A 12,170-nucleotide genomic window follows, 5' to 3' on the forward strand; every position below is an offset into this window, starting at 1 on the left:
TCTTTCTCAGTCCTCCAGGGCGGCGAGACCGGGAAGGGTCTTGCCCTCCAGGTACTCGAGGCTCGCGCCACCGCCGGTCGAGATGTGTCCGAACTTCGTCTCGTCGAAGCCCAGGGTGCGCACCGCCGCCGCCGAGTCGCCGCCGCCGACCACGGTGAACGCGTCGGAGTCGAGCAGCGCCTGGGCGACCGCCCGGGTGCCGTCGGCGAACGCCGGGTGCTCGAAGACGCCCATCGGGCCGTTCCAGAACACGGTCCTCGCGTCGGCGATCTTCTCCGCGAACAGCTGCGCGGTCTTCGGGCCGATGTCCAGGCCGATCGCGCCGTCCGGGATCGCGTCCACGTCGACGACCGCGAAGTCGTCCACCGGGGCGCCGGTCTTGACGTCCGGGAAGCTGCCGGAGACCGCGGTGTCCAGCGGGATCACGAACTCGACGCCCTGCTCGGCGCCGCGCTTCAGGTAGTCCTGGACGACCGGGATCTGGTCCTCCTGGAGCAGCGAGGCGCCCACGCCGTGGCCCTGGGCCGCGATGAAGGTGTACATCATGCCGCCGCCGATCAGGATCCGGTCGGCCTTGCCGAGCAGGTTCTCGATCACGCCGACCTTGTCGGAGACCTTCGAGCCGCCGAGCACCACCACGTACGGGCGGGCCAGGTCCTCGGTGAGGCGCTTGAGGACGCCCACCTCGGTGGCGATCAGGTCGCCGACCGCGTGCGGCAGCCGGGCCGGGAGGTCGTAGACGGAGGCGTGCTTGCGGTGCACCGCGCCGAAGCCGTCACCGACGTACAGGTCCGCGAGGGCGGCCAGCTCGTCGGCGAACGCGCCGCGCTCGGCGTCGTCCTTGGAGGTCTCGCCGGCGTTGAAGCGCAGGTTCTCCAGCAGCGTGACCTCGCCGTCGCCGAGTCCGGCGACGGTGGCCTTCGCGCTGTCCCCGACGGTGTCGGTGGCGAACGCCACCGGGCGGCCGAGGATCTCGCCGAGGCGGACGGCCACCGGCGCGAGGGAGAACTTCGGGTCCGGCTCGCCCTTGGGGCGGCCCAGGTGGGAGGCGACGACCACGCGCGCGCCGCGCTCGACGAGCTTGGCGATGGTCGGCGCGACGGCGCGGATCCGGCCGTCGTCGGTGATGGTGTCACCGGACAGCGGCACGTTGAGGTCGGCGCGGACGAACACCCGCTTGCCGGAGACCTCCAGGTCTTCGATCGTCTTCACGGTCTTGCTCCTCAAGGGATGAAAACGGCAGACGGCGACACGACGGCGGGCCACCGGTATCGGGAGTAGGACGGACGAGGGGGCGGGCGCAGCGGGCAGGGCCCGGTCGGCGGTGACAGCCGTCCGGGCCCTGCCCCTTACGTCACGTCAGCTACCGCTGGGGTCAGAGCTGGTCGCCGACGAGGGAGACCAGGTTGACGAGGCGGTTGGAGTAGCCGAACTCGTTGTCGTACCAGCCGAGCACCTTGACCTGGTTGCCCTGGACCATCGTCAGCTGCGAGTCGAAGATGCAGGAGTGCGGGTCGTTCACGATGTCCGAGGAGACGATCGGGTCCTCGGTGTACGCCAGGTAGCCCTTGAGCGGGCCCTCCTGCGCGGCCTTCTGGAAGGCGGCGTTGACCTCGTCCTTGGTGACCTCGCGCTCGAGGGTGACCACCAGGTCGGTGATGGAGCCGGTCGGGACCGGGACGCGCAGCGAGGTGCCGTCCAGCTTGCCCTTGAGCTCCGGCAGGACCAGGGCGGTGGCCTTGGCGGCACCGGTCGAGGTCGGGATGATGTTCTGCGAGGCGGCGCGGGCGCGACGCAGGTCCTTGTGCGGGAAGTCCAGGGTGACCTGGTCGTTGGTGAAGGCGTGCACGGTGGTCATCAGGCCCTTGACGATGCCGAAGTTCTCGTGCAGGACCTTCGCCATCGGCGCCACGCAGTTGGTGGTGCAGGAGGCGTTCGAGATGATGTCGTGCGCCGCCGCGTCGTACTTGTCCTCGTTGACGCCCAGGACGATGGTGATGTCCTCGTCGCTGGCGGGCGCCGAGATGATGACCTTCTTGGCACCGGCGGTGATGTGCTTCTTCGCAGCATCGGCCTTGGTGAAGATGCCGGTGGACTCGACGACGATGTCGGCGCCCAGCTCGGCCCAGGGAAGGTTGGCGGGGTCGCGCTCGGCGGTGACCTTGAAGGTGTGACCGTCGGCGGTGATGCTGTCCTCGGTGTGCGAGACCTCGCCGGGGAAGGTACCGAGAGTGGTGTCGTACTTGAGCAGGTGAGCCAGCGTCTTGGTGTCGGTCAGGTCGTTGACACCGACGATCTCGATGTCAGCGCCCTGGGACTTGACCGCACGGAAGAAGTTGCGGCCGATGCGGCCGAACCCGTTGATGCCTACCCGGATCGTCACGAACCGATCTCCTCTTAGGTACGCCGGGCCGGAGCCCGACGGGGGTGAAATTTGGGTTGTCCCCGACCACTGCTGACCCTACCTCCCCCAAGTGTCGCAAGGCACATCGCCTCACCGGTTGGGACGGGTCGGCCCGGGTGCGCCGGAGGGGCGCGCGGGGCGGGCGCGGCGGCTGCCGCGACCTGCTCCGCACGCCCCTCCGGTGCGTCGGCGGACGGTTGACCGGCCGTCAGTTCAGGGCCATCTCCTCGGTCAGGTTGGCCTCGGTGTTCGGCAGGCCGAGTTCGGCCGCCCGCTTGTCCGCCATCGCCAGCAGCCGGCGGATCCGCCCGGCCACCGCGTCCTTGGTCAGCGGCGGGTCGGCGAGTGCGCCCAGCTCCTCCAGCGAGGCCTGCTTGTGCTGCATGCGCAGCGCGCCGGCCGCGGCCAGGTGCTCGGGCACCTCCTCGCCGAGGATCTCCAGGGCGCGCTGCACCCGGGCACCGGCGGCGACCGCGGCGCGGGCCGAGCGGCGCAGGTTGGCGTCGTCGAAGTTGGCCAGCCGGTTGGCGGTGGCCCGCACCTCGCGGCGCATCCGGCGCTCCTCCCAGGCGAGCACCGACTCGTGCGCGCCGAGGCGGGTGAGCAGCGCGCCGATCGCGTCGCCGTCGCGGATCACCACCCGGTCGACGCCGCGCACCTCGCGGGCCTTGGCCGGGATGCCGAGCCGGCGGGCCGCGCCGACCAGGGCGAGCGCCGCCTCGGAGCCGGGGCAGGTGATCTCCAGGGAGGAGGAGCGCCCGGGCTCGGTCAGCGAGCCGTGCGCGAGGAAGGCACCGCGCCAGGCCGCCTCCGCGTCGCAGGTCGCCCCGGACACCACCGCCGGGGGCAGGCCCCGGATCGGCCGTCCGCGTCCGTCCACCAGCCCGGTCTGCCGGGCCAGCAGCTCGCCGTCCTTCACCACCCGCACCACGTACCGGCTGCCGCGTCGCAGCCCGCCGGGGGCCATCACCACCAGATCCGAGGAGTGTCCGAAGATCTCCAGGAGGTCCTTGCGCAGCCGCCGTGCCGCAATGCCGGTGTCCAGCTCCGCCTCGATCACGATGCGGCCGCTCACAATGTGCAGTCCGCCCGCAAAACGCAGGATCGCCGAGACCTCCGCCTTGCGGCAGCAGGCACGGGTGACGGGAAGCCGGGAGATCTCGTCTTTCACCGCTGCCGTCATCGCCATGGGCCGATCCTTCCATGAGTCCGGAAAATCCGGTCGTACGCGGCGGCCAAGAGCTCCGCGTCGTGTCGCGGCGTCCCGTCCGCGCGGGCCACCGAGTCGAGCACCAGGGCGGCGCCCATCCGCGCGGCGGCCTGTTCCAGGCCGGCCAGGTCGGCGACCCCGAAGGCGCCGCCGCTGACCGCCCGCTCGTCCACCAGGATCGCATCCACCGCCAGGCCGGGGGCGTGGTCGGCTATCACCTCCAGGTGGCGCTGCGGGGTGAAGCCCTCGGTCTCGCCGGGCTGCGGGGCCAGGTTGAGGGTGAGCAGGCGGCGGGCCCGGGTCTCGGTGAGCGCCTTGGCCAGCTCGGGGACGAGCAGGTGCGGCAGCACGCTGGTGAACCAGGAGCCGGGGCCGAGCACCACCCAGTCCGCCTCCAGGACGGCCTGCACGGCCTCCGGGACGGCCGGCGGCTCGTCCGGGAGCAGCCGGATCGACTGCACGGTGCCGGGCGTGATCGCCACCGCGGCCTGGCCGCGCACCGCGGACACCTCGCCGGGGCGCAGCGGGTCGTGGCCGCGCACCTGGGCCTCGATGTCCAGCGGGACGGCGGACATCGGCAGCACCCGGCCCTGGACGTTCAGCAGCCGGCCGACCCAGTTCAACGCCTCCACCGGGTCGCCGAGCTTCTCCCACAGCGCCACGATCAGCAGGTTGCCCACCGCGTGGCCGCCGAGCTCGCCGGTGCCGGCGAAGCGCTGCTGGATCACCTCGGACCAGGTGCGGCCCCAGTCGTCGTCGCCGCACAGCGCGGCCAGCGCCTTGCGCAGGTCGCCGGGCGGCAGCACGCCCAGCTCGGCGCGGAGCCGGCCGCTGGAGCCGCCGTCGTCGGCGACGGTGACCACGGCGGTCAGCTCGGTGGTGAGCCGGCGCAGCGCGGACAGCGACGCGGACAGGCCCTGACCGCCGCCCAGGGCGGCGATCTTGGGCACGCCGGGGCGCGGGCTGGCGGCCCGCTCGGCGGGTCTGGTCCGGAGTTGCTGCCGCGCTGGCACGTATCCCGTCACGCCGACACCGTGTTCCTGTCTCGTGCTCGGCCGGGGCGGCGGTACGGGTGGTTCCCGGCCGCTACTCCCGGCCCATGTCCCGGTGGACCAGCACCGTCTCGACCCCGTCCGCGATCAGACGCTTCGTCAGCTGCTCGGACATCGCCACGCTGCGGTGCTTGCCTCCGGTGCAGCCTACGGCAAGCGTCATGTAACGCTTCCCTTCCCTCCGGTAGCCCTCGGTGATGATCCGCAGCAGGTCGGTGTAGCCGTCCACGAACTGCTGCGCGCCGGGCTGCTGGAAGACGTACTCGGCGACCTCCGGGTCGGTGCCGGTGCGGGCGCGCAGCTCGGGCACCCAGTGCGGGTTGGGCAGGAAGCGGCAGTCGACCACCAGGTCGGCGTCGACCGGCAGGCCGTACTTGAAGCCGAAGGACATCACGGTGGCGCGCAGTTCGGGCTCGTCCTGGCCGGCGAACTGGGCGTCCATCTTGGCGCGCAGCTGGTGCACGTTGAGGTTGGAGGTGTCGAGCACCAGGTCGGCCTCGCCGCGCAGCTCGCGCAGCAGCTCGCGCTCCCGGGCGATGCCGTCGACGATCCGGCCGTCGGCCTGGAGCGGGTGCGGGCGGCGGACCGACTCGAAGCGGCGGACCAGGGAGTCGTCGGAGGACTCCAGGAAGAGCACCCGGAGCCGGACACCGCGCTTCTCCAGCTCCTCCAGCGAGGTCAGCAGCTCGTCGAAGAAGGTGCGGCCGCGCACGTCGACCACGACGCCGATCCGCGGCACCGCGCCCTGCGAGCGGGCTCCCAGGTCGACCATGGTGGGGATCAGGGCGGGCGGCAGGTTGTCGACCACGAACCAGCCGAGGTCCTCCAGGCACTTGGCGGCGGTGGAGCGGCCCGCCCCGGACATGCCGGAGATGATCACCAGCTCGGGGGTGGTCTCTCCCCCGTTGGACACTGTCACGTCTCTTCCCCGCTTCTCGGTACTGCTGTGGCCGTGCTGTCTTCGATGATCTCGCCCGTCGCGGTGTTGACCGCGAATGCGGCGGGTGTACGGGAGGCCAAGGCCGCGACAACAGTCTCGGCCGTCCGGCGCCCGACTCCGGGGACCTCGCAGATTTCGTCGACGGTCGCCGCCCGCAGCCTCTTCAGCGAGCCGAAGTGCTTGAGCAGCGCCCGGCGGCGAGTCTCGCCCAGCCCGGGGACGGAGTCCAGTTCCCCCGCCGTGAGCCGTTTGGCGCGCTTGGCGCGCTGGTAGCCGATGGCGAAGCGGTGCGCCTCGTCGCGCACCCGCTGCAGCAGGTAGAGGCCCTCGCTGGAGCGCGGCAGCACCACCGGGTCGTCCTGGCCGGGCAGCCAGACCTCCTCCAGCCGCTTGGCCAGCCCGCACACCGCGACGTCGTCGATGCCCAGTTCGGCCAGCGCCCGGACGGCGGCGGCGACCTGCGGCTGCCCGCCGTCGACCACCAGCAGCTGCGGCGGGTAGGCGAAGCGCCTGGGGCGGCCGTTCTCGTCGAGCGGCGAGCCGTTGTCGTCCGTCGACTCCTCGGGGACCGCCCACTCGCCCGTCCGCTCGCGCTCCTGGAGGTAGCGGCGGAAGCGACGGGTGACCACCTCGTGCATCGAGCGGACGTCGTCCTGGCCCTCGAAGGTCTTGATCTGGAAGCGGCGGTACTCGCTCTTGCGGGCCAGGCCGTCCTCGAAGACCACCATGGAGGCGACCACGTCCTCGCCCTGGAGGTGCGAGACGTCGAAGCACTCGATGCGCAGCGGCACCGAGTCCAGCTCCAGGGCGTCGGCGATCTCCTGGAGGGCGCGGCTGCGGGTGGTCAGGTCGGAGGCGCGCTTGGTCTTGTGCAGCGCGAGCGCCTGCTGGGCGTTGCGCTGGACGGTCTCCATCAGGGCCTTCTTGTCGCCGCGCTGCGGGACCCGCAGGTCGACCTGGGCGCCGCGCAGGCCGGACAGCCACTCGTGGACGGCCTCGTCGGGCAGCGCGGGGACGAGCACCTCGCGCGGGACCTGCTCGTTGCCCTCGCCGTAGAGCTGCTGCAGGGCGTGCTCGACCAGGCCGGCGGTGTCCACGTCCTCGACCTTGTCGGTGACCCAGCCGCGCTGGCCGCGCACCCGGCCGCCGCGGACGTGGAAGATCTGCACGGCGGCCTCGAGTTCGTCCTCGGCCAGGGCCAGCAGGTCGGCGTCGGTGCCGTCGCCGAGGACGACCGCGTTCTTCTCCATCGCGCGCTTCAGGGCGCCCAGGTCGTCGCGCAGCCGGGCCGCCTTCTCGTACTCCATCTCGGCGGCGGCCTGCTGCATCTGCTCTTCCAGTCGGCGCAGGTGGCCGCCCGTCCGGCCGGCCATGAAGTCGCAGAACTCCTCGGCGAGTTCGCGGTGCTCCTCGGCGCTGACCTTGCCCACGCAGGGCGCCGCGCACTTGCCGATGTACCCGAGCAGGCAGGGGCGGCCGACCTGCCGGGCGCGCTTGAAGACGCCGTTGGAGCACGTCCGCACCGGGAAGACCCGCAGCAGCAGGTCGACCGTCTCGCGGATCGCCCAGGCGTGTCCGTACGGGCCGAAGTAGCGCACGCCCTTCTTGTGCGCCCCGCGCATCACCTGGACCCTGGGGTACTCCTCGTTCAGCGTGACCGCCAGCTCCGGGTAGCTCTTGTCGTCCCGGTACTTGACGTTGAACCGCGGGTCGAACTCCTTGATCCAGGAGTACTCCAGCTGCAGCGCCTCGACCTCGGTGGCCACCACCGTCCACTCCACGGAGGCCGCGGTGGTGACCATCGTCGCGGTGCGCGGGTGCAGGTTCGCCACGTCCTGGAAGTACGAGGAGAGGCGCTGGCGCAGGCTCTTGGCCTTGCCCACGTAGATGACCCGGCCGTGCGCGTCGCGGAACTTGTACACCCCGGGCGAGAGCGGGATCGCCCCCGGCGCCGGTCGGTAGGTGGACGGGTCTGCCATGCCCCTACCGTACCGACTGCCGGTGACACTCCGGCGCGGGCGCCGTCAGTCGGACACCCCCTGCGCGGCCCCGGCCGGGGTGCCGGCCCGTCAGCCCTTGGTGACCTGGAGGTTGCCGTTCTGGACCGCCACCCGGTAGGCGGGGAGGGGGGAGGGCGCCGGGCCGTCCTGCACCGCGCCGTCGGAGATCCCGAACCGGCTGCCGTGGCACAGGCACTGGATCTGCTCCTTGACCACCCCGTTGACCAGGCAGCCGGCGTGCGTGCACTTCGCGCTGAACGCCTTGTACTCGCCCGCGGCGGGCTGCGTCACCACCACGGCCTGCTCCTTGTACACCTTGCCGCCGCCGACCGGCACGTCCGCGGCCGGGCCCAGGTCGACCGGGCCGGCGGAGGTGCTCTTGCCGTCGTCCTGCTTGGACGAGGAGCAGCCGGCGGCCGTGGCCCCCGCGAGCGCGACGGCCGCGCAGCACAGCACGGTACGGCGGGAAGCGGTGGGCTCGGTCATCGGGGCTCCTCGGTGCGGGAATTGGCGCCAGCAACCTAGCACGCGGAGCCGGGCCCGCCCGGGAGGCGGATGCCCTCCCGGACGGGCCCGGCCGCGCACGGCGACGGCTGCTCCTCCCGGCGCCTACTTCTTCCTGCGCTTCGCGGGCGCCGCGTCGGAGACGCCCGGGAGGATGTCCCGCAGGAACTTGCCGGTGTGACTGGCGGTGGAGGCCGCGACCTCCTCCGGGGTGCCCTCGATGACCACGCCGCCGCCGCCGGAGCCGCCCTCGGGGCCCATGTCGACCAGCCAGTCGGCGGTCTTGATGACGTCGAGGTTGTGCTCGATGACGATGACGGTGTTGCCCTTGTCGACCAGGCCCTCCAGGACCTTGATCAGCTTGCTGATGTCCTCGAAGTGCAGGCCGGTGGTGGGCTCGTCCAGGACGTAGACCGTCCGCCCGGTGGAGCGCTTCTGGAGCTCGGCGGAGAGCTTGACGCGCTGGGCCTCGCCGCCGGAGAGGGTGGTGGCGGGCTGGCCGAGCCGGACGTAGCCGAGGCCGACCTCCTTGAGCGTCCTGAGGTGCCGGGCGATCGCGGGGACGGCCTCGAAGAAGTCGAGCGCCTCCTCGATCGGCATGTTCAGCACCTCGGCGATGGACTTGCCCTTGTAGTGGACCTCCAGCGTCTCCCGGTTGTAGCGGTCGCCGTGGCAGACCTCGCAGGGGACGTAGACGTCCGGCAGGAAGTTCATCTCGATCTTGATCGTGCCGTCGCCGGAGCAGTTCTCGCAGCGGCCGCCCTTGACGTTGAACGAGAACCGGCCGGGCAGGTAGCCGCGGACCTTGGCCTCCTGGGTCTCCGCGAACAGCTTGCGCACGTGGTCGAAGACGCCGGTGTAGGTGGCCGGGTTGGAGCGCGGGGTGCGGCCGATCGGCGACTGGTCGACGTGCACCACCTTGTCGACCAGGTCGGTGCCGGTGATCCGGGTGTGCCGGCCGGGGACGCTGCGGGCGCCGTTCAGCTCGCGGGCCAGGTGCGTGTACAGGATGTCGTTGACCAGCGTGGACTTGCCGGAGCCGGAGACGCCCGTGACGGCGGTGAAGGTGCCGAGCGGGAAGGCGACCGTGACGTCCTTCAGGTTGTGCTCGCGGGCGCCGTGCACCACGATCTGGCGCTTCTTGTCGCGCGGGCGGCGGGTCGCCGGGATCGGGATGGCGCGCTTGCCGGAGAGGTACTGGCCGGTCAGCGACTCCTCGTTGGCCAGCAGCTCCTTCAGCGAGCCGGAGTGCACCACCCTGCCGCCGTGCTCGCCGGCGCCGGGACCGATGTCGACGATCCAGTCGGCGGTCTTGATGGTGTCCTCGTCGTGCTCGACGACGATCAGCGTGTTGCCGATGTCGCGCAGCCGGACCAGGGTCTCGATCAGCCGGTGGTTGTCGCGCTGGTGCAGGCCGATGGACGGCTCGTCCAGCACGTACAGCACGCCGACCAGGCCGGAGCCGATCTGGGTGGCGAGCCGGATGCGCTGGGCCTCGCCGCCGGAGAGCGTCCCCGCGGCGCGGTTCAGCGAGAGGTAGTCCAGGCCGACGTCGACCAGGAAGCGCAGCCGCTCCAGCACCTCCTTGAGCACCCGCTCGGCGATCTGCTTGTCGCGGCGGTCCAGCCGCAGCGCGCCGAGGAAGTCCGCGCAGTCGCTGATCGACATCGCGGAGACCTCGGCGATCGACCGGTCCATCACCGTGACGGCCAGCACCACCGGCTTGAGCCGGGTGCCCTTGCAGGTCGGGCAGGGCACCTCGCGCATGTAGCCCTCGAAGCGCTCGCGCCCGGCGTCGCTCTCCGACTCGGAGTGCCGGCGGGTGACGAACGGGACGACGCCCTCGAAGGCGGTGGTGTACGAGCGCTCGCGGCCGTACCGGTTGCGGTAGCGGACCTCGACCTGGGTCTTGTGGCCGTACAGCAGCGCCTTCTTCGCCCGCACCGGCAGCCCGGCCCACGGGATGTCGGTGCGGAAGCCGAGCTCGCCGGCCAGCGCGTTGACCAGGCGCTGGAAGTACTCCTTGGTGGCGCCCTGCGACCAGGGGTGGATGGCGCCCTCGTCGAGCGACTTCTCCTCGTCGGGGACGAGCAGCTCCGGGTCGACCTCCATCCGGTTGCCCAGGCCCGAGCAGTCCGGGCAGGCGCCGAACGGCGAGTTGAAGGAGAAGGAGCGCGGCTCCAGCTCCTCGAAGGAGACGTCGTCGTACGGGCAGTAGAGGTGCTCCGAGAACATCTTCTCGCGCTCGGGGTCGTCCTCCGGCAGGTCGACGAAGTCGAGCACCACCATGCCGCCGGCCAGCTTGAGCGCGGTCTCCACCGAGTCGGTGAGCCGGCGCTTGGCGCCCGCCTTGACGGTGAGGCGGTCGATGACCACCTCGACGGTGTGCTTCTCCTGCTTCTTCAGCACCGGCGGCTCGGTCAGCTGGACGGTCTGCCCGTCCACCCGGGCCCGGGCGTAGCCCTTGGACTGCAGGTCGGCGAAGAGGTCGACGAACTCGCCCTTGCGCTCCCGGACGACCGGGCTGAGCACCTGGAACCGGGTGCCCTCGGGGAGCTCCAGCACCTTGTCGACGATGGCCTGCGGCGACTGCCGGGCGATCGGGCGGCCGCAGTGCGGGCAGTGCGGCTTGCCGATCCGGGCGAACAGCAGGCGCAGGTAGTCGTACACCTCGGTGATGGTGCCGACGGTGGAGCGGGGGTTGCGGCTGGTGGACTTCTGGTCGATCGAGACGGCCGGGGAGAGGCCCTCGATGAAGTCGACGTCCGGCTTGTCCATCTGCCCGAGGAACTGCCGGGCGTACGAGGACAGCGACTCGACGTAGCGCCGCTGGCCCTCGGCGAAGATCGTGTCGAAGGCGAGGGAGGACTTGCCGGACCCGGAGAGGCCCGTGAAGACGATGAGGGAATCCCGGGGCAGGTCGAGCGAGACGTTCTTGAGGTTGTGCTCGCGTGCACCGCGGACGACGAGGCGGTCTGCCACTGCTACTGGCGCCTTTCTCCGGGTCGAAGGAGGGGTCGAAGGAGGAGGAGTGTGGTTCTGGGTGGTTCTGCGTGCTTCTTCCAGGATGCGCCCGCCAGCGTACTGGCTCATTCGTTCGAATCTGAGCCGTCCAGCGGGGTCCACCCGTACGAGTGAAGGGCACCCTCGCTCGACGGTAGCGTCAACGACTGACAACCGGCTCGGGCAACGCCCGGACCGGCCACCGCACCGCCTCGACCCGCACCACCGACCGTCGAAAGGCACCGCCCCGATGAGCGACCCCACCACCGCCACCACCGCCGACGCCGCGGCCGCCGCGGCCGCCGAGCAGCTGCGGGCCACCGCGGAGAGCACCGAACTGCTGCTGCGCACCCTGGCCGAGCTGGAGCCCGCCGACGTGGCCGAGCCCTCCGGCCTGCCCGGCTGGACCCGCGGGCACGTGCTGACCCACATCGCCCGCAACGCGGACTCCCTGGTCAACCTGCTGACCGGGGCCCGCACCGGCGAGGACGTCCCGCAGTACCCCACCCCGGAGAGCCGGGACGCCGGCATCGAGGCCGGCGCCGGGCGCCCGCTGGCCGAGCAGGTCGCCGACGTCCGGGCCAGCCAGCAGCGCTTCCTGGACGCCGCCGCGCTGCTGGCCCCCGAGCACTGGACCGCCTCGATCACCCACCGCTCCGGCTACGTCTTCCCGGCCTGGCAGATCCCGGCGAAGCGGCTGGCCGAGCTGGAGTACCACCACGTCGACCTGAACGCCGGCTACACCCCGGCGCACTGGCCCGAGCCGTTCGCGATCGCCGAGTTCCGGCGCCTGGGCGAGCGCCTGGGCGCCGAGAAGGAGCTGCCCGGCGTGCTGCTGGTCGCCGAGGACGCCGGGCTGGAGGCCCGGATCGGCGGCGAACCGCTCGAACTGACCGCGGAGGGCCCGGTGCGGGCGCTCACCGGCTGGCTGTCCGGCCGCGCGGACGGGGACGGCCTGCAGGTCCACCGCGGCGACGAGGGCCTGGCCGACCCGCGCACCTCCCTGCCCGAGCTCCCCCCGATGGGATGATGGGGGCGGTTGACGGGGACCTTGAGC

Annotated in this window: 9 protein-coding genes; 1 reads left to right on the plus strand and 8 read right to left on the minus strand. The window is 71.8% G+C overall.

Features of this window, described 5'->3' with window-relative positions; all coding sequences use genetic code 11:
- Positions 1 to 6: 6 nt before the first annotated feature.
- The 8 genes from OO48_RS03175 to uvrA form a co-directional block, all read right to left on the minus strand.
- The gene (locus OO48_RS03175) at positions 7 to 1,212 is read right to left on the minus strand and encodes a phosphoglycerate kinase (RefSeq protein ID WP_033212582.1); all 1,206 of its coding nucleotides are present in this window, start codon (positions 1,210 to 1,212) and stop codon (positions 7 to 9) included.
- A 163-nt stretch (positions 1,213 to 1,375) separates the two neighbouring features.
- The gene (gene gap, locus OO48_RS03180; protein ID WP_030910405.1) at positions 1,376 to 2,383 is read right to left on the minus strand and encodes a type I glyceraldehyde-3-phosphate dehydrogenase; all 1,008 of its coding nucleotides are present in this window, start codon (positions 2,381 to 2,383) and stop codon (positions 1,376 to 1,378) included.
- A gap of 229 nt (positions 2,384 to 2,612) precedes the next feature.
- Entirely contained in the window at positions 2,613 to 3,593 is a 981-nt protein-coding gene (gene whiA / locus OO48_RS03185) for a DNA-binding protein WhiA (protein ID WP_014138611.1), read from the minus strand.
- Positions 3,584 to 4,639, minus strand: a complete 1,056-nt coding sequence (locus tag OO48_RS03190; RefSeq protein WP_209439422.1) for a gluconeogenesis factor YvcK family protein — start codon at positions 4,637 to 4,639, stop codon at positions 3,584 to 3,586. The genes whiA and OO48_RS03190 overlap by 10 nt, the downstream gene beginning before the upstream one ends.
- Positions 4,640 to 4,700: 61 nt before the next feature.
- Positions 4,701 to 5,579, minus strand: a complete 879-nt coding sequence (rapZ, locus tag OO48_RS03195; RefSeq protein WP_051731673.1) for an RNase adapter RapZ — start codon at positions 5,577 to 5,579, stop codon at positions 4,701 to 4,703.
- A gap of 2 nt (positions 5,580 to 5,581) precedes the next feature.
- Positions 5,582 to 7,585 (minus strand): excinuclease ABC subunit UvrC, encoded by a 2,004-nt coding sequence (gene uvrC, locus OO48_RS03200; protein ID WP_033212592.1) that lies wholly within the window; start codon positions 7,583 to 7,585, stop codon positions 5,582 to 5,584.
- 90 nt (positions 7,586 to 7,675) lie between these two features.
- On the minus strand, positions 7,676 to 8,092 hold the full coding sequence (locus tag OO48_RS03205) for a Rieske (2Fe-2S) protein (RefSeq protein WP_033212594.1): 417 nt from the start codon (positions 8,090 to 8,092) through the stop codon (positions 7,676 to 7,678).
- A 123-nt stretch (positions 8,093 to 8,215) separates the two neighbouring features.
- Positions 8,216 to 11,092 carry an excinuclease ABC subunit UvrA gene (gene uvrA, locus OO48_RS03210; protein ID WP_033212596.1) on the minus strand — a complete coding sequence of 959 codons (2,877 nt, stop codon included), beginning with the start codon at positions 11,090 to 11,092 and terminating at the stop codon, positions 8,216 to 8,218.
- A gap of 271 nt (positions 11,093 to 11,363) precedes the next feature.
- Here uvrA and OO48_RS03215 point away from each other — a divergent pair, with 271 nt between their 5' ends.
- Positions 11,364 to 12,143: a maleylpyruvate isomerase family mycothiol-dependent enzyme gene (locus tag OO48_RS03215; protein ID WP_081951878.1), complete on the plus strand. Its 780-nt coding sequence runs from the start codon at positions 11,364 to 11,366 to the stop codon at positions 12,141 to 12,143.
- Positions 12,144 to 12,170 lie beyond the last annotated feature (27 nt).

This window comes from Kitasatospora phosalacinea, from assembly GCF_000716545.1.
GTDB lineage: Bacteria > Actinomycetota > Actinomycetes > Streptomycetales > Streptomycetaceae > Kitasatospora > Kitasatospora phosalacinea.